The sequence below is a fragment of the Kribbella rubisoli genome (genome assembly GCF_004217145.1).
GTDB classification, from domain to species: domain Bacteria; phylum Actinomycetota; class Actinomycetes; order Propionibacteriales; family Kribbellaceae; genus Kribbella; species Kribbella rubisoli.
In genome coordinates this window covers 314269-339479 of record NZ_SHKR01000018.1, presented here as the reverse complement: position 1 = coordinate 339479, position 25211 = coordinate 314269, and the positions used below count along the sequence as shown (strand labels likewise).

The following is a 25211-nucleotide window of genomic DNA, read 5'->3' as shown; positions in this document are numbered from 1 at the left end:
GGCTCGTGCCGGAGCCGGACGGCGTGGAACTTCCACCGCCTGTGATTTCACCAGACCGTATGACGCGGCGACCGCTGCGCAGTGGCAGCCGGCACTTGCCAGATAGCGCTATCCCAGAAGCTAGCTCCGAGGGAGTTGACCGCAACACGCCACGGTCGTCATTGACCAAAAGTGCACATCTTGTTCTGCTGCCCCGTCGCGACGAGGTCGCCCGCCTCCCGACGACGGTCTCGGCCGCCTGCGCCTTGCGGTGAACAAGAACAAGGCCCTGCCGAGGCGCTGCTTGCTTCTGGGCGGGAGTGTCTAAATCGCGGGGCGATGCCCTAGATGACGGTGTGCCGGCGGTCAGAGTTGCTTGGAGCGCGAGGGCAAGGTGTCTTGGAGGTCTTTGCGGGAGGTTATCTGGAGTTTGGTGAAGACCTTGCGGAGGTGCCATTCGACGGTTCGGGCGCTGAGGAAGAGTTCCTCGCCTATTTCGGCGTTGGTTCGGCCGGTGCGGGCGAGGCGGGCAATGTGGAGTTCTTGGGCGGTGAGGTCGTGGTGGGATTCGGGTTTGCGGCGGCGGACGGAGTCGCCTACGGCGAGGAGCTCGTGGCGGGCCCGTTCGGCGAAGGCTTCGGTGCCGATGTCGGTGAGGAGGGCGTGGGCGGTGCGGAGTTGGTCGCGGGCGTCGAGGCGTCGGTCGGCGCGGCGTAGCCATTCGCCGTACAGGAGGTGGGTTCGGGCCAGCTCGGGGCGCAAGGGTGTGCGGGCGAAGTGATCGATGGAGTCGAGATAGCACGACTCGGCCGCGGCTCCCTTGCTGAGAAGGGCTTTGGAGCGTGCTTCGACTGCTGCGGACCAATGGGAGTCTTCCATGGTCAAGTCGCGCAGTCGCTGCAGGGCGCCGTCGGCGAGTTCGGGTTTGCCGCTGTGGACCGCGGCTTCGATGAGTTCGCCGAGCGCCCACCTGGCCCAGGCGGCGTAGGTCTCCTGTGATGCCCGGAGCGCTGCCGGCAGTGCCACGGAGTACCGACCGAGACCGTTGTTGAGGATTGCGGTGGCCAGATCGGCGAGTTGCCGCCCGAGGCCCTCGCCGCGGGCGCTGGCTTCCTCGGCGGTTGTCGTGAGGAGTCGTGCCGCCGGATCCGGGCGGCCTCGGTAGCCGGCCGCGAGCAAGGCGCCGTACGGCGTTCTGTTGCTGCCGGTCGCGTCCTTCAGCGCGTCTTCCTCCACGCCGAGCGATGTCGCGCGGTCCAAGTCGCCCGCCACGGTGGCGACCAGACGTTCAAGGCTGACAGCGACGACGAGCGGACCGAGTGCGCCGGACGATCGGGCCACGTCGGCCTGTCGCGCGCTCACCTTGGCCCAGGTCTCGTAGTCCCCGAGGTCCAGCGCGCCCATCGATGCGAGCCCGCCCCAGTGCAGCCACTGGTCCGGCGACAGTTCGCCGTGGAGACACGCGTCCACTCCTCGGCGGAGGGTAGGAGCGGCCGTCGACGGGCCGAGGGTGGCGTACTGCACCAGACCCTCGAGCATGTAGTCACCCGGTTCCGAACCCGAGGCTGCCCGCGGGACGGCCAGTGCGACGTCGATCAGCCGCCCACCGGGGCCGGCCAGTGAACCGGCCACCATCGAAGCCACGGCCGCGTCGAGGTAGGCGTCCCGCGCGAGCCGGGCGTCGTGCGGCTCGAGTCGCTGGGCGGCGCGGAGCAGGCGGGCCGGTGCCTCCGCACTGGTCCCTGCCGCGCGGTCGATCTGGCCTCGGAGTACGTCGACGAGCGCGCCCTGACGCTCGTCGACCGCGGTGGCCTCGGCCTCGGCGAGCAGGCCGCGCGCGACATCGAAGGCACCGGCGTGCTGGTGCGCGTGCGCGGCCGCGAGGATCCTGTCGGCCCGCAGCTTGCGGTCTGGGGTCAACGACGCCGATCGCTCGAGGAACGCTGCGGCGGCCGCCAGCCCGGCGCGGCCTTGTGCCCGGTCCGCCGAACGCTCCAGCTCTCCGGCCAGCTCCTCGTCGGGTTCGGCCGCCGCACTGGCCAGATGCCAGACCCGGCGGTCCGGATCGGTCTCGGCGTCGGTTGCCGAAGCGATGGCGAGGTGCGCCGCGCGACGTTCCGCCGGGGAGGCAGCCGCCTGGACGGCCGACCGTACCAACGGATGCCGGAACCGCACCCGGGAACGGATGTCGAGCAGATCCTTCTCCGCGGCGGCAGCTGCGGCGTCGCGGGTGATCCCAAGCGTCTGGGCGGCCCGCCACACCAACGTCGCGTCTCCGGTCGGATCGGTCGCTGCCAGCAGCATCAGTTGGCGCGTCGGTTCCGGCAGCGCATTGAAGCAGCGAATGTAAAGGTCCTGAAGCTGGCCGGCAGCGGCCGTCGGTGGTACGCCGAAACCACCGGCCAGCTCCGCCGCGGCCATCAACCTCGGCACCTCGAGCAGCGCGAGCGGGTTTCCGCCGGTCTCGGCGACGATCCGGTCCCGGACCTTCGCGTCCAGCTGGACCGACACGATCGCGTTCAGCAGGTCCCGGGCGTCGTCGCGGTTCAGCCCTTCGAGCGTGAGGGTCGGCAGCTCCCCGAAGGCCCGTACGTCGGGCGCCTCGCGGATCGCGAACACCAGCAACACGGACTCGGCCAGCAACCGGCGGGCGACGAAACGGAGTACTCGGGAGCTGACTTCGTCCAGCCACTGGGCGTCGTCGATCAGACAGACGAGCGGTTGCTTGGCGGCGACCTCCGCGAGCGAGCTCAGTACGGCCAGACCCACCAGGAACTGGTCCGGAGCGCGTCCGTCGACGAGCCCGAGGGCGATCCGAAGGGCACGCTCCTGCGGTTCGGGGAGCGGCGGGAGATCGGTCAGCAGCGGGGCGCAGAGCTGATGCAGCGCGGCGAACGGCAGCTCGAGCTCGCCCTCGATGCCGGCGATCTGTGCGACGCGGCAGTCGGTTGCCCGCGCGGCGCAGTACCGCATCAGTTCGGTCTTGCCGATGCCGGCTTCTCCGCGGATGACCAGTACCGCGCTCTCGCCGCCCCGCACGCAGTCGCTCGCGCGCTCGAGCTCTTCGCGTTCGCGCGAGCGCCCCCACAGCACCAGTTCCGGCGGGACAGCCACGTCGTCATGATAGGTCCGGCGGACGCGTCGGAGGCCGTGGTCGGCGACCACGGCCTCCAAACGGTTTCCACGGGGTCATGCGTGCTGCGCGGCCAGCTTGGTCAGGTCATCGGCGTGGTTGCGGGCATCGATCGCGTCGAGGATCGAGTTCCGTGCGTTGTCGGTTGCCCAGATGGCCAGGTCGACGGCGGAGGCGGCGTCGGCCTCGGCCCAGTCCGCGTCCGACGAGGCCACCTCGGCGTCGCGGACCTTGCGGCGTTGTGCCATGTTCGCCTTCAGATCGGTCATCTTGGCGGACGCGTCGGCTTTCACCTGGTTCCACTTGCTGTCGAGCTTGCCGTTCACGTCGTCCAACCGCTGCCGAGCCGACGACTCGTGCTTGTCGATGCGGGCGGCGAGGTGCTCGTGGTCCTCCACGGCGGCCTGCCGGATCTCGTCGACGGTGTCGTCGACACTCTTCTGCAGTGCTACCAAAGACTCGGTGTAGTTCATGATTCTGCTCCTTCGGGGTGGGTCGGGGTGGGTCGGGGTGGGGTGAGGTGGTTCAGGCAACGGCCCCGGCGACACGCCGGGTCGTGCGTTGCAGTTGGCGACCCTCGCGGGCGACCACGAGCGTGCTGACGCCGTAGAAGATGCTGTAGAGGCCGAAGATCGTCGCCAGCGAGAGCGCGCCGAGGTCGGGCCGGATGAACAGTGCGGCTGCGAACGCGACCGACACCAGCCCGGCCAGGATGAGCCAGGCCCGTTCGCCGGCCCGGCGACCGCTGGTGAAGACCATCGCGATTTCAACCAGGCCGGTGAAGAGCGCCCACCAGCCGACGATCAGTGTCAGGACCACGGCGGTGGGACCTGGCCAGATCAGCGCGATGACGCCGGCCGCGAGTGACAGCACCGAGAGCAGCAAGTGCCCGACGACGTACCCGCCGCGGTCGCCGCTGAACGCACGGGCTGCGTCCAGGCCCGCCGCGATGAAGGCGTACACCGCGAAGAGGATGACCAGCGCGCCGACGGTGACGTTCGGCCAGATGACCGAGATCGCTCCGATCGCGATCGCCAGTACGCCGCGCCAGACGAGCGCCTTCGAGAGGGTCCCGGCCAGTGATCCCTTGGTGGTTTCGTTCGTGTTCATGATGTGCTCCGTACTCCGATTGGGTCTCGCGGTACCGGGTGGTGCCGCTACCTCGAGGTTCTCGGTTCCGGGCGCACGGATGAGCCAGGGTGCGCCCCTGGCCGCACCCCTGGTCCAGGGCCTTACACCAGTGCCTTCACTGGCGCGATCGGCGTGCATCGGGGGAAGGCTGACGTCATGACAAACATTCCTAGTAAGGACTACCGCCCGGAGTGGGTGGACAAGCTGGCTGACGACGTCACCCTGGAAGGGTCGATACTCGACGGGGTCGTCCAAGGCCGAGACGCGGTTCTCGCTGTCATCGGCGGGGCGCGCGAACTGTACGACCGGCAGGACTTCGACCTCGTCGGACCGTGGGGCGACTCCAGCTTCATCGAGGACTACACCGCGGACGTTCAGGGCAAGCCGCTCGGGGCGGTGCATCTGCTCACCTTCAACGACGACGGTCAGGTGCAGCACATCGTCGTCAACTACCGGCCGCTCAGCTCGGTGATGTTCTTCTCGCGGCTGTTGCACGAGAAGTTCGCCGGAACGCCGTACGCCGAGCACTACCTCGCCGAGGAGTGAGCCGCCGTGAAGTCATACCTGGAGACTCCTACGCAAACGATCCACGCCGCGAACGGGATCGACTACGCCTATCGCGAGACAGGAGCGGGTACGCCGGTTCTCGTTCTCCTGCAGCATTTCCGCGGCAATCTCGACAACTGGGATCCCGCGTTGATCGACGCGTTGGCGAGCGGCCGGAGAGTCGTGACGTTCGACAACGCCGGCGTCGGCGGATCGACCGGTACGACGCCGAGTACCTTCGCGCAGATGGCGCGTGATGCCATCGCGTTTATCGAGGCCCTCGAACTCGACTCGGTCGACCTGCTCGGCTTCTCGATCGGGAGTTTCGTCGCACAGGAGATCGCGCTGACCAGGCCGGCGCTCGTACGTCGTCTCGTACTCGCGTCGTCCGCGCCGCGGGGCGCCGCGGGAATGCACGGCTGGGCTCCCGACGTGATCGCGGCGGTGGGTCAGCCGGCGCTGAACCCGGACGGGTACCGCGGCGTCTTCTTCACCGGCTCGGCCGCAAGCCGGCAAGCGGGTCTGGAGACTCTCGGGCGGCTGACGGCGAGGCGCGACGATCGCGATACGCAGACCACCTGGCAGACCCGGCAGGCGCAGTACGACGCGGTGTGCGAGTGGGGCATCCCGGACCACGGCCAACTACAGCGGGTCAGCGCGCTAGGCATGCCCGTGTTCGTGGCCAACGGCGACAGCGATCCGATGATCCTCCCGCACTTCTCGTACCTCCTCGCCGGGCTGATCCCGCAGGCGCAGCTGAAGATCTACCAGGACGCGGCCCACGGGTTCTTGTTCCAGCTACACACCGAATTCGCCCACGACGTCGACGTCTTCCTCACTGCGTGACGACCGGCCGCGCGTCGGTGACGATGAGACCAGGAAGCAGCGATGCATGGACTACCTCCTGAGAACGGCGGAAGGTGGCGAACCGTGGAGTGCTCCGGCCGGCTGGCAGTTGGTCCGGCACTGGAGGGCCAACGGCGAGTCGATCGAGCTGTACTCCGAGACGATCCGGAAGCGCCTGATGACCTGCCGGACCAGGTCACGCCCCTCGGTCCGCACCCGCATGACCCGTTCCCGGGGACTCCGCTGCCGGGGCCGTCGGGTGCCGAGTTCCTCTCGACTTTGATCGTGACTGTTCCCGAGGGATAACTGCTGACGAGGTCGAGAAGATGTAGGCGCGGGAAGGCAGCCACTCGCTAAGGCTGGCCGAGCAGGGTCTTCTGCTTTGTCTGTGGCGACTTCCGGGCACCGGGCGGGGTCTGTCGTTGTGGCAGGTCCGCGACGCCGAGCAGTTGGACGCCATAGTGGCGGACCTCCCGCTGGCTCCTTGGCTCTCGGTCGAGTCGGTGGCCCTGACGCACTTCTCCGGGTAGTCGAATGTTGGACGGGGTTGTGTGCGGGATGGTCGGCGGCCATCGTGGGGGTATGAACAGTGCGGATGAGGACCGTGCAATCGGTGAGGTTGTCGACCGGCTCGCCAAGGCGTTTCCCAGCGTCGCAGTGGACAAGGTGGCTCAGATGGTGAGCGAGGCCCGCCCCGAGTTCGAGGAGGTGCCGATCCGCGACTTTGTGCCGCTGTTCGTCGAACGCGGCGCCAAGCAGCGGCTGCGGGGGCTGGTGTAGTCGCAATTCTGGTCAACTGCTTGCGTGGGGGCGTGTTGTCTGGTGGGGTAACAGGCCTTGCACCGTGAGTGATGCTGACGAGAGGGAGGCGGCCGGTGGCGATGAGCGCGGAAGACTCGCTGCAGGAGGCGGGCGCGGCGTTGCGGCAGGCGGTTGAGGTCCTGCGTCACCGTGCGGCCGACGATGTGGCCGCGAAGATGCTGGTCGCGGAGTTTCATGAGCTGCGCAGTCTGATGTCGACCGCGACTCTGTTGATGCGCTCGTTCGGGCTGGCTGAGTTCGCCGAGGTGATGCGGGCGCAGGCCGAGGGCGAACGAGCGGACCGCCTGGCCGAAGCCGAGGCCGGCTTGAAGGCCGCTTCGGACCATCTCGATGAGTCCGCCGGCCACCTGACCGCCGCACGGCAGAGGCTCGAGAGCCTGACCTGAAACCCGGGCCTCGGACCGGTGAAGTCACTGGCGCGAAACGACCGGCAATGGGGCGAGCGTGGAGACAGCGCACAATCCCGTGCGCCGTAGCCCGGAAGGAAGCCGGCCGTGATCAAGACCCAGTTCCGCATCGTCGACGGTGTGCAGATCAGGTACGCCGACACCGGCGAACCGCACGACACCACCGTGCTGCTGACGAGCCCGTGGCCGGAGAGCCTCTACGCGTTCTCGTCGGTATGGACGACGCTCGCCGAGCACGCCCGCCTGTTCGCGATCGACCTGCCCGGTTTCGGAGCGTCCGAGGGCCGCGACGACTTGATGTCCCCGCGAGCGATGGGTGATTTCCTGACCAAGGTCATCGCCGCCGCGGACCTGGACCAGCCGTACATCGTTGCCCCGGACGTCGGCACCGCCGCTGCTCTCTTCGCAGCCGCACAACAGCCCGAGCGGATCGCCGGTCTGATCGTCGGCACCGGCGCCGCCTCGGTCCCGCTCGAGCTCGGTGAGCCGCTGGCTTCTTGGGTTGTCGACCCGGACCTCGGCAAGTACCGCAAGATCGACCCGAGCGTGATCGTCAACGTGGCGGTCGACGGGATCGCGGCGGAGGTTCCCGAGGAGATCCGCGCCGACTACGTCGCGTCGTACCAAGGCGACCGCTTTGTCGAGTCGATGCGCTACGTACGCCGTTATCCACAAGAGCTGCCCGAGCTCCGTGACCTCCTGCCGACGATCACCACGCCGGTCACGCTCATCAACGGCCGCCACGATCGCGTCGTACCGCTGTCCAACGCGGAGTTCCTCGACGCCCGCCTGCCCAACAGCCGCCTGGTAGCGGTCGACTCCGGCCACTTCATCTGGGAGGAAGCCCCCGAGCAGTACGCCGGTACGGTGATCGAGGCGATCACGGCGAAGGCGTGAAGAGCTCGATCGCGATCCCATCGGGGTCCTTGAGGTTGAGGTGCAGGCCGAATGGACTCGGCTCGATCGCCGAGCACGTGACGCCCTCGGCCAGCAGGCTGGCATGCCACGCCTCCAACTCGTCCCGGGACGGGACCTGCAACGCGACATGGTCGAGGCCGATCCGGCACGGATCGAAGCTCTGGTCCGGCGTCTCCGGATGATCGCGCAGGGCGAGCATCATGTTGCCGCGGGCCACGATCTCCAGCCGTTCGCCGGCGTTTCCGCCGAACGACCTGACGGTCTCGGTGCCGAGCACCTTGTTGTAGAACCGGGCGCTCCGTCCCGGATCGGAGACGGTCAGTGACACATGCGAGAAGTTGTCGAGCGCGGGCATGAACCTATGGTCGGTTCAGGGGCATGCTTTCCACCAGTAGCCACTCGTTCTCATCTGGATCGAGGAAGGAGACCGCGCGGACGCCGGTCGGCACCTCCCGGACAGGACCGGGCGCAGCACCGCGCGCGACGAGTTCGGCGCGGGCCGCTTCGATGTCCGGCACGGTCAGCAAGATGCAGCAGGGACCGGCCGTGGTGATCCCACTCCCGAACATGATCGAGCAGGTCGAACCGGGCGGCGTCAGTCGTACGACGCGGGAGCCGTCGCCGGTCGTCACGTCGAGGTCGAGCCGGAAGCCGAGGGCGCGGTAGAAGTGCCGGGACCGATCCGCATCGGACACCGGTACGACGACGGCCTCGAGTCTGGTCTGCATGGAAGAACTCCTTCGACGATGTACTTCGATCGTCGCCGGACCCGGCCGTCGTCGCGTCCGGGAGAATCCCTGGTCCCGACCTCAGCGTCCGTGCATCAGCCGGCGCGGTCCAAGGCGGCTCCGAGCTGGCGCCGCGAGGTGATGCCGAGCTTGGAGAACGTCTTCCGAAGGTGCCACTCGACCGTCCGCGGGCTGATGTACAGCTGCGCCGCGATCTCCGGATTGGTGTGCCCTTCGCGCGCCAGGCCGGCGATCTGCGCCTCCTGCGCGGTGAGGTCGTTGCTCGTTTCCGGCCGGCGTTTGCGCACCGTCTCACCGGTGGCCAGAAGCTCGTGGCGGGCGCGTTCGGCGAAGGCTTCGAGTCCCATCTCGGTCAGCTGGTCGTGGGCGATCCGTAGCTGCTCGCGCCCGTCGACGCGGCGCCCCTCGCGCCGCAGCCATTCTCCGTACAGCAGGTGTGAGCGCGCTGTCTCGACTCGGAGGCCGGTCCGGCTGAGGCACTCGATCGACTGCTCGTAGGCGGACTCGTCGGACTCGAGGAGGGCCCGGACGCGCGCCTCGATCCCGATGCTCCAATCGGTGGGTACGGCGGTCGTGCGGACACCGAGCCAGGTCAGGACGGACTCGACGAGCTTGGTGTCGCCGGTGCGGGACGCGGCTTCAGCGAGTTCGCTGGCGGCCAGGACGCCGTATCCGATGACGTCCTGCTCGAAGACGCGAGCGGCCGCGTCGCGGGCGGTCTCGTAGCGCCCCAATCCGTTGTGCAGAACGGCCTTCGCGTACGTCGCGAACGCCGCCATCCGCCCCTGGCTCCGCGCGGTCGCCGTGCGAATGGTCGCCTCGATCAGGCGGCCCGCAGAAACCTCGTTGCCACGAAATGCCTCGAGCAGCACGCCGCCGTACTCGATCTGCGGGGTGCTGGTCGCAGCCGCGATCTGACGGGCCTCGTCGACGAAACCCGCGACCACCGGCAGATTCCCCGCGAGGCACTGCAGATTGGCGCGGAAGTTCAGCGCGAACTGCAACTGCAGCAGCGCGCCCGTCTGACGGGCCATCCGGTCCTGCCGGTCGGCGAGCTGCAGGGCGGTCTCGAGATCCCAGACCTCGATCGCGATGATGCCGCTCGCACGGTTGCCGGCCAGCCAGAGCCAGCTGCCGACGTCGTTGGTGTCGAGCTCTGCCGTGCGGGCACTCGCGAGCGCGGCGGTCAGCTTGGGCGCCGCAGCGGCATACCCGGCGGTGAAGCGCAGGGCGAGGGCCTGGAGCAACAGATCGGCGGGTGGTTTGGACTCGGCCGGGGGAGGAGCGGCCGCGGCGGCTAAGGCGAGGATGCCAGGCGCATCTGGTCCGCTGGCCCACATCGCGGCCGACATCGCTTCCAGGTAAGTGATCCGGGCTTGGCGGGCATCGATCGGGTCCAGTTGTCTGGCTGCGCTGAGCAGAGTGCGGGCAGCCAGACGGGCTTGGCCCTGGTCGAAGGCGATCTCGCCACGGAGCCGCTCAGCGGCGGCGGTCAGCAGCGGGTCGGGCGGTCCTTCGGCCACTCCGCCGAGCAGGTCGAGCGCGGCATCCAGGGCGCCTGCACTGCGTTTCGCCGTCGCCGCGGCGAGCAGCCGTTGAGAGCGCCTGGCGGGGTCCAGGGTCAGTTCGGCTGAGCGTTCGAGGAACGCGCCGGCGGCGAAGAAGCCGCCGCGGGCCTGCGCGCGTTCGGCGGATCGTTCGAGGTCGGCGGCGACGTCCTCGTCGGGGCGCATCGTTGCCTGCGCGCGGTGCCAGGCGCGGCGGTCCGGATCCAGCTCCGGGTCGGTGACGTCGGCGAGCGCCTGGTGGACGGCCTGCCGATCCTGCGGCGACGCCATCCGGTACGCCGCGGACCGAACCAGCGGATGCCGGAACTGAATGTGCCGGCCGAAGGTGATCAGCCCCGACTCGACAGCCGCAGCTGCCGGATCCGCGCCCAGCCCCAGCTGCTCCGCCGCCCGCCACAGTAATGTCGGGTTGCCGAGCGGCTCGGCCGCCGCGGTGAGCATGAGCAGACGCGTGTCGACGGGCAGGGCCTCGAGCCGTCGGACGAAACTGTCCTCGATCCGGCTGGCGAGGGCTTCGGTACTGCGGTCGTCGGCAAGCTCGGCCGCGCTGCGTGCCAGAGGGAGTTCGAGCAGCGCCAGCGGGTTGCCGCGCGTCTCGGCGACGATCCGGTCGCGCACCCGCGGATCGATCGGCCCGGGCAGCACGGAGTCGAGCAGGGCACGGGCGTCGGCGTCGTCGAGGCCGCGGATCTCGAGCTCGGTCAGCCCGGTCAGTTCGTGCTCGACGCCGTCGCGGACCGCGAAGATCATCACCACCGACTCGGCGCCCAGCCGGCGCGCGACGAAGGCGAGGATCCGCGCGGACATCCGGTCGAGCCATTGCGCGTCGTCGACGATGCAGACGACCGGCTGCTTGGCGGCAGCATCGGAGAGCAGGTTGAGTACGGCGAGCCCGGTCAGGAACCGGTCCGGGGTCGTCCCGCTGACGAGGCCGAACGCCGTACCGAGGGCTGCTTGTTGGGGCGGCGGGATCCGGTTGAGGTGGTCGAGGAACGGCTGGCAGAGCTGATGCAGGCCGGCGTACGCGAGTTCCATCTCGGACTCGACGCCTACGGCCCGGGTGACGTGGAATCCCTGGAGCCGGCCGGCCAGCATGTCGAGCAGCGCGGACTTGCCGATGCCGGGTTCGCCATGCAGGACGAGCGCATCGCTGTGGCCGCTCCGGGCGGCTTCGACCAGCTGTTCCAGTACGGCGCGCTCTCTGTCCCGCCCGCGTAGTTCGCTGTCGGCCATCGTCACCCCCACTGTGGTCAGGTTTGCACCCGCAGGTGAGACCGCGCAACGCTCAGGCGGCGTCTGTCCCCACAACGACAACCGGACCGCGAGCCAACCGCTGAACCGTGCAGGCGGTGGATCCGTACAGCAGTCGCCGGAGCCATCCGTGGGTCGTGGAGCCGATGACGGTCAGGGCTGCCGCCGCGGATTCGGCCAGGATCGCGGAGTCGGCCGGCCCGCTGGTGACGGTCCACCGGACGTCGACCTCGGGGTAGGCCATCTGCCAGACACCGACGGTGTCCTCGATGTCGGCGCGCCGGTCGAAGGACGTGGCATGGACGACGGTCAGGCCGGTGCCGCGGCGGCGAGCTGCCCGGAACGCGAAGCCAAGGGCTGCCTGCGGACCGCCGTTCCCGTCGACGCCCACGACCACGCGGCCGGCCGACGATCCTGGCGCGTACGGGGAGGTCAGCCCGATCACGGCCACGGAGTTCGTCGTACGGCGCGACAGCCCGCGGATCCAGGAGCGGCGGCCGGAGCGATGGTCGTGCTCGACGACCAGAAGGCTCTGCCGGCCGCCGTCTTCGGCCGCGCTGGCCAGAGCGGCGGCTGGCTTGCCGGGGAAGACGATGGTGCTGGTCCGCAGGCCGGACGCGATGGTCCGCGCCCTGCGCTCCGCGACCTCGACGACCTTCTCGGCGGCCTCGCGGACTCGTGGGTCGACGGTCGTGTTGCCGAACGGGTCGAGTACGCGGGCCCACCGGAACGCATGCACGATCCGGAGCTCGGACTGCCGCGCTGCAGCCTCGGCAGCGGCCCATTCCACCGCGTCCTTGCTGTCCTCGGTGCCCTTGACCAGGACGATCACCGGACCGTGATCCGGTCCTGCAACCGCGGTCGCGGGTACGGCGCTTGCCGTCTGTCCACCGCGAAAGAGCTTCATCCGACGCCTCCCAATGCGATTTCTCTCGATGCCCTCAACTCTCGCGTCAGAGCCGCCGCATCACACCAGGGAGACTCACTGGCCAGCGTCCCTGGTCCGCGCGGGGCATTGGGCCGGCAGAGCCAGCACGTGGATAGGCCAGGTATTTGCCCAGGGGCGATCGGGTCCGCCCCGGCGGATCGTCGAATCATCAACCACTGCTCGAGGAGACGACCATGAACAGCGACCTCATCACCCGGCTCGCCAAGGTACCGGGGCTCGTGCGCCCGAACCTGGAGAACCTCCCGCTGTCGGTCGAGAACGCCTACGGCGACCCGCGACTGCTCCACGACCTCGCCGAACCCGGCGCGGTCTTCGCGGACCGGCTCGGGGTCGAGGTCATCGTCGGCGCCGAGACCGGCGGCATCCCGCTCGCCGCGGCCGTCGCGCTGGCCGCGGACCTCCCGTTCGCCTTCGTCCGGAAGCCCGGGTACGTCGGCCACGAGGACCACGAGGACCACGAGCCGATGGTCCGTGGTGCCTCGGTCGCGGGTCGCCACGTCCTGCTGGTCGACGACGCGATGTCGCAGGGCACCGCCTCCCTGGAAGGCTTTGCCGCCGAGCTCGAGCAGGAAGGCGCGATCGTTACCGCAGCCTTCACCGTGGTCGACATGCGCGAGGTCGCGGGCCCGGTCGTCCCGACCGCGCGCCGCCTCCCGATCGAGTCGATCGCCACCTACCCGCAGGTGCTGTCGACCGCCACCCACAGCCTCGCTGCGTAGTCAGAGGCGGAACCGGCGGGCGAGCCTGAAGGCCGCGGCCGTGGTGAGGCCGTAGACGAGGTGAGCGCTGAGGTCCTTTGCGAGGGTCTGGCGGTCGTATTTCCAGATTGGTTCGTAGAGCTTGGCGGCGGGCAGTACGACGTACCCCGACGCCCAGACGCCGGCGCCGAACGGTATGCCGTACCAGACCCGCGGAGTGCGTAGCGAGCCGGCGAGGACGCCGTACACGGCTGCGTTGGCGATGCCGTAGCCCCAGTGCATGATGTTGTTGACCAGCGCGGCCCGCTCGTCAGGCAACTCGCGCTGCAGGAGCCCGTCGTACAGGCGTCTCCCGACCTGGGCGGGTGCGGGCGCCTGATCCCAGCTGTGGATGTCGGCGGAGAACTCCCAGTGCGCGAATCCGCCGTTGCCGCCGCCCTTGCGGTAGCGGAAGTAGAGCAAGGTGTCCATGGCGATCGTGCCGATGGTTCCGGCCAGGAGACCGCGCGTAATCGCTCCGACCGGCGTCAGGCAGTCACGGTTGAGTTTCATGAGGTCGTCTCCTTCACAGCCGGATTGCGAGGTTGCCGTCGAGTTCCTGGACTTCGTAGCTGCTCAGCGGTCGGCTCGCTGGACCGTTGAGCACCGCACCGGTCGCGACGTCGAACCGGGAGCCGTGGCACTGGCACATGATCGTGTGCTCGACGAGGAGACCGCTCGACAGCGGACAGGGGTCGCCGCCGCAGGTGCACAGATCGTCGAAGCTGTACAGGCGGCCGTCGACCCGGGCGATTGCGATGCGTAACTTCCGGTCGCCGAGGTAGTACGGAACGACCACGCCATCTCCGATCGGGGCGAGGGGCTCGAGGGCGCGAAGATCGGTCATCTGTGTGCTCCTTTGGCCTTAGTACGGGTAGTCGGGGATGACGTCGGCCTTCTTGGCGTCGAGCCGCAGCTCGGCCGGAGCGCCCGCGGGTACGGCGGGACGATGCGGCATCACCGGGGCGACGCGCTGGTAGCCCGACCCCAGCGGCGGCCTCGGGTCCACTTCGCCCTTGTTCGGCCACAGCGACAGCGCTCGCTCGGCGAGGGCGGTGATCGACAGTGACGGGTTCACGCCGGTGTTGGCCGGCATCACGCTGCCGTCAATCACGTGGAGGCCGGGCTGGCCGAACACACGCTGGTACGGGTCGACCGCGCCGCTCTCGTTGCTGTCGCCGATGGGGATGCCGCCGGTGAAGTGGGCGGATGCGGTGCGGTTGACGACCTCGAACGGCAGGGCACCCTGGTGGCCGCCCATCAGAGCGGTCATCCGGTCGACGAACTGCTCCACGACGGGGATGTGAACCGACGGGGGTGTGCCGGTGTTCTTGCTTCGAAGTCGGCCGTCGCTCCAGTAAAGATCGATCGACGTGTCGGTCGTCTGAGAGCAGAGCATGATGACGGTGCGCTCGGCCCAGTCACGGGGGTCGTCGAAGCTGAGCACTGAGCTCGGCTCGTCGATCAGCTGCTTGATCCAGGCGGCTGTCGGGTGCTTCTGCGCGCCGTGCTGGTGGTAGGTGACCAGGAACGCGAACAGGTCGTTGCCGACGCCCCAGTACACGGGCTCGATGCTCGTGACGGGATCTGGCCAGACGCCGGAGGTGATCGACACCGACCCCGGCGTGAGCTGGATCTTGTCCGGATCGGCCTTCCATTCAGCGTGCGTGCGGGTGATTGCGAGGAGCTGTTCGGAGTTCGTCCGGGCGCGGCGGCCGAGTTCGGTAGAGACACCGTTGAGGCGACCTTCGTGTTGCATGTGCAGCAGGAGCTTCGACGAGCCGTACGCGTGGGCCGCTACGATCACCTGCTCGGCCGTATAGATGTGTTGCTGCCGGTGGGCGGCTCGTTGGGCCCAGCCCGGATGCCGCGCGCGCACTTCGAAGCCGCCGCCCTCGAGCGGGATCAGGTCGTGGACCTCGTGCAGCTCGTGGACCTGGGCGCCGAGTTTCTCGGCCAGGTACAGGTAGTTCGTGGTCAGCTTGTTCTTCGCGTTGTGGCCGCAGCCGATGTTGCACTTCCCGCAGGAGATGCACCCGGTACGGCGTGGGCCGGCGCCGCCGAAGTACGGGTCCTCGGCCTCGACGCCGGGGCTTCCGAAGTACACGCCGACGGGGGCCTTGTTGAAGGTTTCGCCGCGTCCCATCTCGGTCGCGACCTGCAGCATGACACGGTCCACGTCGGTGGGCAGGTAGGGGGAACGAACGGCGCCGAGCATCCGGGTGGCCTGGTCGTAATGCGGAGCCAGCTCGTCGGCCCAGTCGGTGATGCTCGACCATTGGGGAGCATCGAAGAACTGCTTCGGCGGTACGTACAGCGTGTTCGCGTAGACATGTGAGCCGCCGCCGACGCCTGCGCCGCACAGGACCAGTACGTCATCGAGGTACTCGACGCGCTGGATCCCGTAGAGCTCTGCTGCCGGGAACCACAAGAACCCGGGCAGATGCCACTGGCTCTTCGGGATGTCCGCGTCGTTCCAGCGCTTCCCCGATTCGAGAACGCCGACCCGGTACCCCTTCTCCGCGGCACGCAGCGCTGCAACACTGCCACCGAAACCGGACCCGACGATCAACACGTCGTAGTCGAAGCTCGCCATCGGAATCTCCCCTCCACGGCCATAGTCGTAACCACCATGGACTGTGGACGCCCGAGATGGCACCAGTGAACCCACTGGTGTACACGCGGGTCGGCGGCAATCCGCCCAGTGGCAACGTGGATCGACCAGTGATGGCACAGGCGCGATGGGACCTGCGCTCGCAACATCGTGGATTCATGAACAGACAGTGGTCATTCGAGACTCTCGACGTACGGCCGAACGGCGCTGTACTTCGAGTCGAGATCGGAGCTCCGCCGATGAATCTGCTCGGGCCTGAGCTCGTCCGGGATCTCGTAACGCTGATTCAGCAGGCCGAGGCAGATGCGGCGATCAAGGTGCTCGTCTTCACCAGCGGCGATCCGCAGTACTTCATCTCGCACGTTGACCTGCGCCGTGTCGCGGAGTACCGGGCCGAGGCCGCGAAACTGACCGGAGAACCGTCGATAGCGCTCCTCTTCCGCGATCTCAGCGCCAGCCGGCTCGTGAGCATCGCCCAGATCGAGGGACGGGCCCGAGGCGCCGGCAGCGAGTTCGTCCTCGCCTGCGACCTGCGGTTCGCCGCCCGCGAGACTGCGATCTTCGCGCAGATCGAGCCTGCGTTCGGTCTGGTCCCGGGTGGTGGTGGCGTGGAGTACCTCGTCCGGCTGATCGGCCGCGCCCGAGCCCTCGAAGTACTCCTCAGCGCCGACGACTACAACGCCGACCTTGCCGAGCAGTACGGCTGGATCAACCGCGCACTACCGGCGAAGGACCTCGACGGCTTCGTGACGGCGCTCGCCCAACGGATTGCAGCGTTCCCCGTCGCGGGTCACGTCGCCGTCAAGAGCAGGGTGAACGCGATCTCCCTCGCCCCGATCGAAGACTTCAGGCTCGACTCGGACCTCTTCGGCAAGCACGTCGGCACGCCCGAACCGCAACAACTGACTCAGGCCGCGTTCGAACGCGGCCTGCAAACCCCCGATGGGGAGCTCGAGCTTGCCTCGATGCTTCCAGAACTAGTGAAAGCAAAGGATCATGACCACCATTGAGCAGGCGACTGTCGAGACCAAGATCGATCAGTTGCGGGAACTGTTCGCGGACGCCCGGAGGTTGGCAAGGTCGCGCTGGAGAAGGCGCTCAGCCGGCTTGCGTTGGACGCTTCCCAGACGCCACCGCCGCCGGTGGAGAGCGCTGGGCGGACCGGCAGTCGGCTCGGGAAGGTCTCCGAGCTGACGATCATCGTTCCGTTCGCACCCGGGGGAGCCGACCGGTTGCGGGCGTTCCTCAAGCTGTTCGGCGGCAATCTCGCCGGCGCGGACGACGTCGGCACGGTCCACGGCATGCGATTCGTGTGCCTCGACAACGACACCCGGACGCTGTTCGCGACGGCGTACGACGGTGACTGGGACGCCTACATCGACGACTTCGCGACGAAGATTCCCGACTTCCTCGACATCATCGACTCGGCCTGGGAGGGCTGGCCGGGGATCCGCAGCCCCAGGCGAAGGACTACCTCGCGAAGTACCAGGTCACTGCCGAGGGCTGGTACGTCGCGAACGACCTGACCGTCGCGGAGAGGCTGGCTGCGACGCGCCGGCGAGGCCGTCGACGAGTACCTGGACAAGATCGCGGACTAGTGCGACGGCACTGGTCGAGCTCGACGACATCCAGGCGACCGTTCTGCGCTACCGCCCGGAGCCGTACTACGGCACGCACGTCATGCTGCACATCGACGACGTGCGTGCCGGGCGCGAGTTCCTTCGCGACCTGGCACCGCACGTCGCATCGGCCGCCGAGTGGTGGCAGAGCGACGAGCCCTGGATCGCGGTGGCGATCACGTACTCCGGGCTGGTGGCGCTCGGTCTGCCGGAACAGTCGCTGCAGAGCTTCCCGGAGGCGTTCCGGGTGGGGATGGCCGCGCGTGCTCGCGAGCTCCGGGACGACGGCGTCAACGATCCGGTGCATTGGGAGCCGGACTTCGGGACCGGTGCCGTCCACATCGCCGTCAGCGTCTTCAGCGATTCAGAGGAGAGCTGGCGTCGGACGATGGAGCTGGCGCGCAGGCATTACGACGGCCGCCACAGTCTGACCGTACTGAGTACTCACGACTTCGGCGCTCAGCCCGGCGACCTGAATCCACTGGGCTACCGGGACTCGATCGGCCAGCCCGCCATCGAGGGCAGCGGCGTCGATCCGCTGCCCGGTCAGGGCCTAGCGATCAAGGCCGGCGAGTTTCGTGCTCGGCTACCCAGGCGAGTCCGGCGTACCCCTTCCGTCACCGCAGCCCGACATCCTCGGCCGCAAAAGGCACGTACGTCGGGGTGCGCAAGTACCAGTCGCAGGTCGGAGCCTTCAACCGCTTCCTGCACGCTCATGGTGGGACCGATGGCGAGGGCGACTGCTCGCCGCCAAGCTGATCGGCCGCTGGCGCTCCGGCGCTCCGTTGACACTTGCCCCCGATCACGACGATCCCGCGCTCGGCGCCGATCCGCTGCGCATGACGATGCTGGTCACCGCCGCGGCAATCGGTTCGCCGGTCCTGTACCTCACCGGTGCGGTCATCGGTGGCGGCGGATTCGGTGTCGCCTTCCTCGGCGGACTGCGCGCCCTGACCGCGGTCATCCCCGCCGAGCACCGCGCCGCCGTGATGTCCGCCTTCTACGTCGTCGCCTGCGCGGCGATCTCGCTGCCGGCCATCGCCGGCGGGATCGTGGCCGGGTTCGCCGGAGTACGGATGGCGTTCGTGATCTTCGGCGGCGCCGCGGCTGGTGTCGCTCTGCTTGTCGCGTTGCTGGCCGCAGACTCCCGGCCGCGGACCGTGCGCTCGGAAAAGGTCGTGGCCCTGGCTAGTGCAAGTCACAAGGAATGCGTCGCATGATGAATGGTCGAGGAGGCAACATGTCCAGTGCGGATTCCGCCAAGGTCCAGTTCACGGTCGACGAGGTGTCCCCGGCGTACTGGCGGGTGACCTTCGAGAACGGCCCGGTGAACCTGCTCGACCCGGACTCGGTCGACGAGCTCGCAGCTCTGGTGAACCGGATCGAGCAGTCGCCGACCGTCACCGTGGTCGTGTTCGACAGCGCGAACCCCGAGTACTTCATGGCCCACTGGGACTTCAAGGCCGACAAGGCCCGGGTTGCCGCGATGCAGCCCGGGCCGACCGGCCTGCACCCGTACGTCGACAACCTGATCCGGCTGAGCAAGGTCCCGGCGGTCACGATCTCGTCGATCCGCGGCCGGGCTCGAGGTGCCGGAAGCGAGTTCGTTCTCGCGACTGACATCCGATTCGCCGGCGATCGGGCCATCCTGGGCCAGTTCGAGGTCGGCATCGGAGCTGTGCCGGGTGGCGGTCCGATGGCACGGCTCGGTCGATTGGTCGGCCGCGGCCGGGCCGCCGAGATCCTCTTCGGCGGCGACGACATCCCCGCCGCCCTCGCCGAGCGCTACGGCTACGTCAATCGCGTGCTCCCCGACGCCGGCCTGGCGGGGTACGTCGACGCGTTCGCCCGGCGGATCGCGGGCTTCGACAAGGACGCAGTCGCCAGTACAAAGGCCCTCCTCGACGTAGCCACGCTGCCACCCGACGACGAGTTCGGGCCCGGCCTCGCCGCCTTCTTCCGTACGTCGGCCCGCCCAGACAACGCCCTCCGCGCCAAGGCACTGTTCGACAACGGCCTCCAAACACCGACTGGCGCGGAACAGGACCTCGGCCGGGTGGTCGCGATGCTGCTGGCGTCGCCAGAAACAGCTTCCTGACATGGAGGAGGGGAAGTGACGTCGCCGGAGCCCTTGGTACGTCGAAGCGCGCACCCGCCGATCGCGGACTACGCCTTCCTGTCGGACTGCGAGTCGAATTGCTTGATCGCGCCCAGCGGCGCGGTGGAGTGGATGTGCCTGCCGCGGCACGACTCGCCCAGTGTGTTCGGGGCGATCCTCGACCGCGCGGCGGGGAGCTTCCGGCTCGGCCCGCACGGCGTACGGGTGCCTGCTGCACGTCGGTACCTGCCAGGCAGCCTGATGCTCGAAACGACCTGGAAGACTCCGACCGGATGGTTGATCGTCCGTGACGCCCTGCTGATGGGTCCTTGGCACCAGGTCTCCGAGCGGTCCCACTCTCATCGCCGTACGCCGACGGACTACGACGCCGAACACTGCTTGCTGCGGACCGTCAAATGCGTCAGCGGCGTTGTGGATCTCGCGATGGTGTGCGAGCCGATGTTCGGATACGGCCGGCGAGAAGCACGCTGGTCGTACGACGGTCCTGGCTACGGCGAGGCCGTGGCGAGCTGCCCTGACGTGGACCACGACGTCACGCTGAGGCTGACCACGGATCTACGCGTCGGGTTGGAGGGCCGCACGGCCGGGGCCAGGACTCGTATGTCGCAGGGCGATACGGCATTCGTGGCACTCTCGTGGTCGGCCGTGCCGGCCCCGCAGACCTGGACCGACGCTGTTGAACGGATGGGGAGCACGGCGGAGTACTGGCGGCAGTGGATGAACGTCGGCGTCTTTCCGGATCATCCGTGGAGCCGCTATCTGGCGCGCAGCGCACTCACGTTGAAAGGACTCACCTACGCTCCAACCGGTGCACTGCTCGCCGCTGCGACGACCTCCCTGCCCGAGACGCCGCGCGGTGAGCGGAACTGGGACTACCGGTACTCGTGGATCCGCGACTCCACGTTCGCTCTCTGGGGGCTGTACACGATCGGGCTGGATCGCGAGGCCAACGACTTCTTCTGCTTCCTGACCGAGATGTGCGACGGCGATCACGACATGCAGATCATGTACGGCATCGGCGGGGAGCGCGACCTCCCCGAACAGATCCTGGACCACCTGAGTGGGTACGAGCGCGCGAGACCGGTCCGGGTCGGAAACGCGGCCTATTTGCAGCGCCAGCATGACGTCTGGGGTGCGGTGCTCGACTCGGTGTATCTGCATGCCCGGTCCCGGGACCAGGTGCCCGAGAGTCTCTGGCCGATCCTCAAACGGGCCGTGGAAGCAGCTGCGAAGCATTGGCGCGAGCCCGATCGCGGCATCTGGGAATCGCGTGGTGAACCGCAGCACTTCACGTCGTCCAAGCTGATGTGCTGGGTGGCGTTGGATCGTGGCGCGAAGCTGGCCCGGCTGCACGACGAGCCGGGGTTCGCCGACGATTGGCAAGCGATCGCCGACGAGATCCGCGAGGACATCTGCACCCAGGGTGTCGACGAGCGGGGAGTCTTCGTGCAGCGGTACGGCGCGACCACGCTCGACGCCTCGCTGTTACTCGTGCCGTTGCTACGGTTCCTGCCTGCGGACGACCCGCGGGTTCGAGCCACCGTACGGGCGATTGCCGACGAGCTCACCGAGGACGGCATGGTCCTGCGCTACCGCGTCTCGGAGACCGACGACGGGCTGACCGGCAGGGAGGGGACGTTCACGATCTGCTCGTTCTGGCTGGTGTCCGCGCTAGTCGAGATCGGTGAGCTGGCCGAGGCCACGGCGCTGTGCGAGAAGCTCTTGTCCTACGCGAGCCCGCTCGGCCTGTACGCCGAGGAGCTCGACCCGCTCACCGGCCGCCAACTCGGCAACTTCCCACAAGCATTCACCCACCTGGCCCTGATCAACGCCATCACCCACATCATCCGCGCCGAGGAGGCAGCCGGCACGTTCATCCCCGCCCGGCGGCGGTTCTGAGGTCAGGCTGCGTGGTCGAGTAGGGACCAGCGGGGGTCGTCGTTGGTCCAGTGGTTGACCAGGGCGTTGACCGCGAGCTGGTGTACCGCGGGATCGAGGATGCCGGCGTCGGTCGCCGCGTCGAGGACCTCGAGATAGGTCGCGACGGACTCGATCGGGAGGGTCTTGGTGATCGGGGCCACCGAGGTCGCGACGTCGCGCATGTCGACGAGAGTGAAGACGCCGACGAGGATCGCGCCTTCGCTCTGGAGTTCGTCCGCGAACGCTTCGAGCGCCGTACCCGAGGAGACCGCATCGTCGACGAGCAGCACCCGCCGCCCGGCAACCGAGGCTCCACGGACCCGCGGCTCGTGGTCCTCGTGTCCCACGTATCCGGGCTTGCGGGCGAACGCGAACGGAAGGTCGCCGGCCAGCGCGACCGCGGTCGCCAGGGGGATGCCGCCGGTCTCTGCGCCAACGACCACATCCGCGCCCATCCGGCGGGCAAACTTCGCACCCGGTACGGCGAGGTCGTGCAGCAACTGCGGGTCGCCGTACGCGTTCTCGTTGGACAACGGATGCAGCGGCAGCCGCGTCTTCATATCCCAATGCGAGACACCGGGCCGAACCAGTCCCGGCACCGTCGCGAGCCGGAGGATCAGATCGGTCTTGATCGCAGGCACGGCTGTGAGCCGAGCAATGTCGCCCCGCCCGACAAGCCTTGTCCGCCGGGGATTCGCCAGGGTCGTCCGATTCGTTGTCATGCCTCGACGATCGCGCGACGACGGGTCCGTCGCACCCGTCGTACTCCCTGGTGATCGCCCTGGCCGCGCGGGCACCGGCGCCAACTGGTCCCACGGCTAGAGGGCCTCGCGATCGAAATGCTCCCGAGTGCAACTCGGGACCGGTGACCTCGCCAGTGGATCCGACTGGCGTGACGGGCTGCTGTCCGATCGATGGTTGAAACATCAATCGTGTAATGGCGCGGTACCGGGAGGAGAAGACATGACGATCAATGAGATCGACGAGAGCACCAGGCGGACGTCGTCGCGGCAGCGGTGGACGCTTCTGCTGGTGCTGACGGCGGCGTTCATGCTGCTGCTGGACGTGACTGTGGTGAGTGTGGCGCTGCCGTCGATTCAGCGCGACCTGCAGGCGAGTCTGGCGGACCTGCAGTGGGTGAGCGCGGCCTACGCACTGGGGTTGGCCGTGCTGCTCTTACCGGCGGCTACGTTGGGCGACCGAGTGGGTCATCGCCGGGTGTTCCTGGTCGGCATGGTCGTCTTCATGATCGGGTCGCTGGCGAGCGCGTTGGCGACGACCACCCTGGCGCTCGAGTTGTTCCGCGCGTTGCAGGGGCTCGGCGGCGCGGCGCTGTTCGCCGTCGCCACGCCGCTCTTGCGTGTGGAGTTCTCGGGTCCGGCCTTGGGCCGGGCGTTGGGCGCCTTCGGTGCCACTCTCGGCGGTGCCAGCGCCATCGGGCCGCTGGTCGGTGGGGCGCTGACCGACTCCCTGGGCTGGCGGTCCATCTTCTTTATCAACCTGCCGGTCGGCGTGATGGCGTTGGTGATCGGATGGGCGAAGCTGCGCGAGTCCCGTAACCCGGCCGGCGGTCGGGCCGATTGGGTAGGAACGGCCCTCATCATCACGGCGCTCACCGCGCTGATGTTCGCGCTGATCCGCGGCAACTCCTCCGGCTGGACGAGCCCGGCGATCCTGACTCTGTTCCTGATAGCGTCCGTCGCCCTTGCGGTGTTCGTGTTGTACGAGTTGCGGTTCGCGCACGCACCTATGGCCGACCTCCGGCTGTTCGGGCGCCGCAGCTTCGCCGCGACCGGGTTCGTCGCGTTCGCGATCTCGGCGACTGTGATCGGGACAATCACCTATCTCTCGCTCTATGTGCAGAACACCCTCGGCAACTCACCGGTTCAGGGTGGGTTGCGGTTGGTGCCAATGTTCGTGGTCTCGTTCACGGTCGCCCTCCTGACCGGCCGGTTGATCGGCAAAGTGCAGATGCGAATGCTGCTAGGCGCGGCCATGGCCTCGGCCGCCGCCGGGTTGGCCTCGATGGCTCACCTGACCGCCACGTCCGGCTGGCTCGTACTGCTGCCCGGCCTGATCCTGGCTGGGATCGGCCTAGGCATCACCTCCACCGCCTTGGCCTCGGCGGCGCTTGCGGCGGTGGAACCGGCACGAGCCGGGATGGCCGCCGGCCTCACGAACACGCTACGCCAGGTCGGCACAGCCACCGGTGTGGCAGTGTTCGGCGCGCTGTACGCCAACCGCGTCAGCACCGCCACGCTCCACGAACTGGCAGGCCTGGCCGCGCCACCCGACGCGATCCACAGGCTCGCGGCCGCCGTCGCCTCAGGCGCGGGCACCCGGGTAGTCGCCATCCTGCCACCCCAAACCCGCGCCGCGGCCGCCCATGCCGCCCGCGCCGGCACGGCGAACGGGCTCAACGGTGTGCTGCTCGCCGCGGCTGCCTTCGCGGCGCTCGGGGCCGTAGTCGGCTTCGCCTTCGGCCCCGACCCAGCCAAGCAGGTGAACGCCCGTCCCGCGGCCGTCAACAAGCCCGCCAATCCACGCCCGTAGCCGAGCCCGCCCGGGCGCGCAGTGCGAGCGCACCCGCGTCCTCGTCACACGCTGAATGATGGTCGACCGAGCGCTGATCCGCGGAGGTGTTCGAGCCGTCCGTTGATTGCCTCCGTTGGGCCGTTGGACGTGCCGGGTCGGTCGAAGTAGGCCAGCGCGTCGTCGGCTCGCTTCTTCAGGGTCCGGCCGAGCGTGATGACTTCGGTCAGCGCCTTCGGGACGCCGTGGCTGACCGAGTCGATGAGCTTGGTCAGCAGTTCGCGACCTCGACTGCGGACCTCGTGACGGTAGGCGGCGATCATCGGCTGATAGATCCCCCAGGTCGCCTCGACCTCGACGTGCTCCTCGGCCGCGAACAGGACTGCGAGCCGGTCCTTCTGCTTGTCGGTGAGCAGCTCGGCACCGGTGTGCAGCGTTCGGCGCGCCCTGTACAACGGGTCGTTCTTGCGGCCGCGGCGGCCGTGGATGGCCTGCAGGACCCGGCGTCGGCACCGATCCAGTGCATCGCCGGCCAGGCGGACGACGTGGAAGGGATCCATGACCGCGACTGCGTCGGGGAGTTCCTCGCTGGTGGCGGTCTTGAAGCCGGTGAACCCGTCCATCGCGACTACCTCGATCGCGTCGCGCCAGACGTCGGGCCGTGCGGCGAGCCAGGTCTTGAACGCCTGCTTGGAGCGGCCTTCGACCATGTCGAGCAGCCGGGCTGGGCCGGCGCCGTCGCGGATCGGAGTGAGGTCGATGATGACGGTGACGTACTTGTCGCCGCGGCGAGTGTGTCGCCACACGTGCTCGTCGACGCCAACGACCCGGACGCCGTCGAAGCGCGTGGAGTTGTCGATCAGGACCCGCTGGCCTTCGGCCAGGACGGCGTCGTTGGCGGTGTTCCAGCGACCCCGAGCCCCTCAGCGACCCGGGAAACGGTGAGGTGAGCGACCACGATCCCCTCGAGTGCCCACCGCAGCCCACGACGAGACAGCCGAGCCCGCGGCTCCGCCGCCCGGGAGGTGTCTTGGCGCCACACATGACCGCAATCGCCGCACCGGTAGCGGCGGATCGTGACCAGCAGCGTCGTGGGCCGCCAGCCGAGTGGCTCGTGGGCCAACTGCCGGTTGACGGTGTCCCGCGGGGTCCCTTCGCAACCGCAACGGCGACACCACTGGTCGGGTTCGAGGACTCGGCACGCGAGGACCGCGCGATCAGGCTCGAGGCGCTGCCGCGTGACGACCAGCCCAAGCTCGTCGAGGCGGCAGAAGGAAGTCAGATCGGGATGGGCGGACGCGTCGGAGCGCTCGCCGACGGTAGCGTCGGGCACGTCGAGGTCTTTCAGAATGAGCGTGTAGGAGCCTTCAT

General features: G+C 68.5%; 23 protein-coding genes and 3 pseudogenes. 14 read left to right on the top strand and 12 right to left on the bottom strand.

Annotation, left to right across the window (positions count from 1 at the left end; genetic code table 11):
* Window positions 1-345: 345 nt before the first annotated feature.
* The 3 genes from EV645_RS39685 to EV645_RS39675 form a co-directional block, all read right to left on the bottom strand.
* Window positions 346-3093, bottom strand: a complete 2748-nt coding sequence (locus tag EV645_RS39685; protein ID WP_130450068.1) for an AAA family ATPase — start codon at window positions 3091-3093, stop codon at window positions 346-348.
* Window positions 3094-3168: 75 nt separating this feature from the next.
* The gene (locus EV645_RS39680; protein ID WP_130450066.1) at window positions 3169-3585 is read right to left on the bottom strand and encodes a hypothetical protein; all 417 of its coding nucleotides are present in this window, start codon (window positions 3583-3585) and stop codon (window positions 3169-3171) included.
* A 52-nt stretch (window positions 3586-3637) separates the two neighbouring features.
* Entirely contained in the window at window positions 3638-4222 is a 585-nt protein-coding gene (locus EV645_RS39675; RefSeq protein ID WP_130450064.1) for an HdeD family acid-resistance protein, read from the bottom strand.
* Window positions 4223-4399: 177 nt separating this feature from the next.
* Between EV645_RS39675 and EV645_RS39670 the strand changes: the two genes are divergently transcribed.
* The 6 genes and pseudogenes from EV645_RS39670 (at window position 4400) to EV645_RS39645 (ending at window position 7761) form a co-directional block, all read left to right on the top strand.
* Window positions 4400-4789 carry a nuclear transport factor 2-like protein gene (locus EV645_RS39670; protein WP_130450062.1) on the top strand — a complete coding sequence of 130 codons (390 nt, stop codon included), beginning with the start codon at window positions 4400-4402 and terminating at the stop codon, window positions 4787-4789.
* A gap of 6 nt (window positions 4790-4795) precedes the next feature.
* Window positions 4796-5635: an alpha/beta fold hydrolase gene (locus tag EV645_RS39665; protein ID WP_130450060.1), complete on the top strand. Its 840-nt coding sequence runs from the start codon at window positions 4796-4798 to the stop codon at window positions 5633-5635.
* Window positions 5636-5979: 344 nt separating this feature from the next.
* A pseudogene (locus EV645_RS43505) lies at window positions 5980-6165 on the top strand (muconolactone Delta-isomerase family protein); the annotation flags it as partial.
* A gap of 52 nt (window positions 6166-6217) precedes the next feature.
* On the top strand, window positions 6218-6415 hold the full coding sequence (locus EV645_RS39655; protein WP_130450058.1) for a three-helix bundle dimerization domain-containing protein: 198 nt from the start codon (window positions 6218-6220) through the stop codon (window positions 6413-6415).
* Between the two features lie 101 nt (window positions 6416-6516).
* A complete protein-coding gene (locus EV645_RS39650; protein ID WP_130450056.1) occupies window positions 6517-6843 on the top strand; it encodes a hypothetical protein in 327 nt (108 codons plus the stop codon).
* Between the two features lie 108 nt (window positions 6844-6951).
* Window positions 6952-7761: an alpha/beta fold hydrolase gene (locus EV645_RS39645; RefSeq protein ID WP_130450054.1), complete on the top strand. Its 810-nt coding sequence runs from the start codon at window positions 6952-6954 to the stop codon at window positions 7759-7761.
* On the opposite strand, the gene EV645_RS39640 is transcribed toward EV645_RS39645, so the two are convergent.
* The 4 genes from EV645_RS39640 to EV645_RS39625 all read right to left on the bottom strand — a co-directional run bounded on the left by EV645_RS39640 (window position 7745) and on the right by EV645_RS39625 (window position 12257).
* On the bottom strand, window positions 7745-8137 hold the full coding sequence (locus EV645_RS39640; protein ID WP_130450052.1) for a VOC family protein: 393 nt from the start codon (window positions 8135-8137) through the stop codon (window positions 7745-7747). The two genes, EV645_RS39645 and EV645_RS39640, sit on opposite strands and share 17 nt — an antisense overlap.
* A gap of 4 nt (window positions 8138-8141) precedes the next feature.
* Complete coding sequence (locus EV645_RS39635) at window positions 8142-8510, bottom strand: VOC family protein (protein WP_130450045.1); 369 nt, start codon at window positions 8508-8510, stop codon at window positions 8142-8144.
* A gap of 95 nt (window positions 8511-8605) precedes the next feature.
* Window positions 8606-11332 (bottom strand): ATP-binding protein, encoded by a 2727-nt coding sequence (locus EV645_RS39630; protein WP_130450043.1) that lies wholly within the window; start codon window positions 11330-11332, stop codon window positions 8606-8608.
* A 52-nt stretch (window positions 11333-11384) separates the two neighbouring features.
* The gene (locus EV645_RS39625) at window positions 11385-12257 is read right to left on the bottom strand and encodes a universal stress protein (protein ID WP_130450041.1); all 873 of its coding nucleotides are present in this window, start codon (window positions 12255-12257) and stop codon (window positions 11385-11387) included.
* Window positions 12258-12472: 215 nt separating this feature from the next.
* Between EV645_RS39625 and EV645_RS39620 the strand changes: the two genes are divergently transcribed.
* A complete protein-coding gene (locus EV645_RS39620) occupies window positions 12473-13018 on the top strand; it encodes a phosphoribosyltransferase family protein (protein WP_130450039.1) in 546 nt (181 codons plus the stop codon).
* Here the strand turns inward: EV645_RS39620 and EV645_RS39615 are convergent, their stop codons facing one another.
* From EV645_RS39615 to EV645_RS39605, 3 genes are read right to left on the bottom strand one after another with little or no spacing between them, the layout of a single operon-like run.
* Window positions 13019-13549, bottom strand: coding sequence for a DUF1440 domain-containing protein (locus tag EV645_RS39615; RefSeq protein ID WP_130450037.1), 531 nt, complete (start codon window positions 13547-13549; stop codon window positions 13019-13021).
* Between the two features lie 13 nt (window positions 13550-13562).
* The gene (locus tag EV645_RS39610; RefSeq protein ID WP_130450035.1) at window positions 13563-13883 is read right to left on the bottom strand and encodes a Rieske (2Fe-2S) protein; all 321 of its coding nucleotides are present in this window, start codon (window positions 13881-13883) and stop codon (window positions 13563-13565) included.
* Window positions 13884-13901: 18 nt separating this feature from the next.
* Window positions 13902-15632 carry a GMC oxidoreductase gene (locus EV645_RS39605; protein WP_130450033.1) on the bottom strand — a complete coding sequence of 577 codons (1731 nt, stop codon included), beginning with the start codon at window positions 15630-15632 and terminating at the stop codon, window positions 13902-13904.
* 176 nt (window positions 15633-15808) lie between these two features.
* On the opposite strand from EV645_RS39605, the gene EV645_RS39600 reads away from it, so the two are divergent.
* The 6 genes and pseudogenes from EV645_RS39600 to EV645_RS39575 all read left to right on the top strand — a co-directional run bounded on the left by EV645_RS39600 (window position 15809) and on the right by EV645_RS39575 (window position 21287).
* A complete protein-coding gene (locus tag EV645_RS39600) occupies window positions 15809-16660 on the top strand; it encodes an enoyl-CoA hydratase/isomerase family protein (protein WP_157997265.1) in 852 nt (283 codons plus the stop codon).
* Window positions 16661-16762: 102 nt separating this feature from the next.
* Window positions 16763-17176 carry a hypothetical protein gene (locus EV645_RS39595; protein ID WP_198682166.1) on the top strand — a complete coding sequence of 138 codons (414 nt, stop codon included), beginning with the start codon at window positions 16763-16765 and terminating at the stop codon, window positions 17174-17176.
* Window positions 17177-17330: 154 nt separating this feature from the next.
* Window positions 17331-17651: pseudogene (locus tag EV645_RS43500) on the top strand (Dyp-type peroxidase); the annotation flags it as partial.
* A gap of 403 nt (window positions 17652-18054) precedes the next feature.
* Window positions 18055-18489 (top strand): MFS transporter, encoded by a 435-nt coding sequence (locus EV645_RS39585; protein WP_198682165.1) that lies wholly within the window; start codon window positions 18055-18057, stop codon window positions 18487-18489.
* Window positions 18490-18509: 20 nt separating this feature from the next.
* The gene (locus EV645_RS39580; RefSeq protein ID WP_130450029.1) at window positions 18510-19367 is read left to right on the top strand and encodes an enoyl-CoA hydratase/isomerase family protein; all 858 of its coding nucleotides are present in this window, start codon (window positions 18510-18512) and stop codon (window positions 19365-19367) included.
* Window positions 19368-19382: 15 nt separating this feature from the next.
* Entirely contained in the window at window positions 19383-21287 is a 1905-nt protein-coding gene (locus EV645_RS39575; protein ID WP_198682164.1) for a glycoside hydrolase family 15 protein, read from the top strand.
* 2 nt (window positions 21288-21289) lie between these two features.
* Here the strand turns inward: EV645_RS39575 and EV645_RS39570 are convergent, their stop codons facing one another.
* Complete coding sequence (locus tag EV645_RS39570; RefSeq protein WP_198682163.1) at window positions 21290-21949, bottom strand: orotate phosphoribosyltransferase; 660 nt, start codon at window positions 21947-21949, stop codon at window positions 21290-21292.
* Between the two features lie 322 nt (window positions 21950-22271).
* Between EV645_RS39570 and EV645_RS39565 the strand changes: the two genes are divergently transcribed.
* The gene (locus EV645_RS39565) at window positions 22272-23861 is read left to right on the top strand and encodes an MFS transporter (protein WP_130450027.1); all 1590 of its coding nucleotides are present in this window, start codon (window positions 22272-22274) and stop codon (window positions 23859-23861) included.
* A gap of 65 nt (window positions 23862-23926) precedes the next feature.
* Here EV645_RS39565 and EV645_RS39560 read toward each other — a convergent pair.
* Window positions 23927-25173, bottom strand: a pseudogene (locus EV645_RS39560) (ISL3 family transposase); the annotation flags it as partial.
* Window positions 25174-25211 lie beyond the last annotated feature (38 nt).

Excerpts from the sequence above, each read along its gene's own strand:
- EV645_RS39680 (WP_130450066.1), bottom strand. The coding sequence starts at position 3,585 with ATGAACTACACCGAGTCTTTGGTAGCACTGCAGAAGAGTGTCGACGAC.
- EV645_RS39675 (WP_130450064.1), bottom strand. The coding sequence starts at position 4,222 with ATGAACACGAACGAAACCACCAAGGGATCACTGGCCGGGACCCTCTCG.
- EV645_RS39670 (WP_130450062.1), top strand. The coding sequence starts at position 4,400 with ATGACAAACATTCCTAGTAAGGACTACCGCCCGGAGTGGGTGGACAAG.
- EV645_RS39655 (WP_130450058.1), top strand. The coding sequence starts at position 6,218 with ATGAACAGTGCGGATGAGGACCGTGCAATCGGTGAGGTTGTCGACCGG.
- EV645_RS39650 (WP_130450056.1), top strand. The coding sequence starts at position 6,517 with ATGAGCGCGGAAGACTCGCTGCAGGAGGCGGGCGCGGCGTTGCGGCAG.
- EV645_RS39640 (WP_130450052.1), bottom strand. The coding sequence starts at position 8,137 with ATGCCCGCGCTCGACAACTTCTCGCATGTGTCACTGACCGTCTCCGAT.
- EV645_RS39635 (WP_130450045.1), bottom strand. The coding sequence starts at position 8,510 with ATGCAGACCAGACTCGAGGCCGTCGTCGTACCGGTGTCCGATGCGGAT.
- EV645_RS39630 (WP_130450043.1), bottom strand. The coding sequence starts at position 11,332 with ATGGCCGACAGCGAACTACGCGGGCGGGACAGAGAGCGCGCCGTACTG.
- EV645_RS39625 (WP_130450041.1), bottom strand. The coding sequence starts at position 12,257 with ATGAAGCTCTTTCGCGGTGGACAGACGGCAAGCGCCGTACCCGCGACC.
- EV645_RS39620 (WP_130450039.1), top strand. The coding sequence starts at position 12,473 with ATGAACAGCGACCTCATCACCCGGCTCGCCAAGGTACCGGGGCTCGTG.
- EV645_RS39615 (WP_130450037.1), bottom strand. The coding sequence starts at position 13,549 with ATGAAACTCAACCGTGACTGCCTGACGCCGGTCGGAGCGATTACGCGC.
- EV645_RS39610 (WP_130450035.1), bottom strand. The coding sequence starts at position 13,883 with ATGACCGATCTTCGCGCCCTCGAGCCCCTCGCCCCGATCGGAGATGGC.
- EV645_RS39605 (WP_130450033.1), bottom strand. The coding sequence starts at position 15,632 with ATGGCGAGCTTCGACTACGACGTGTTGATCGTCGGGTCCGGTTTCGGT.
- EV645_RS39600 (WP_157997265.1), top strand. The coding sequence starts at position 15,809 with ATGAACAGACAGTGGTCATTCGAGACTCTCGACGTACGGCCGAACGGC.
- EV645_RS39580 (WP_130450029.1), top strand. The coding sequence starts at position 18,510 with ATGTCCAGTGCGGATTCCGCCAAGGTCCAGTTCACGGTCGACGAGGTG.
- EV645_RS39565 (WP_130450027.1), top strand. The coding sequence starts at position 22,272 with ATGACGATCAATGAGATCGACGAGAGCACCAGGCGGACGTCGTCGCGG.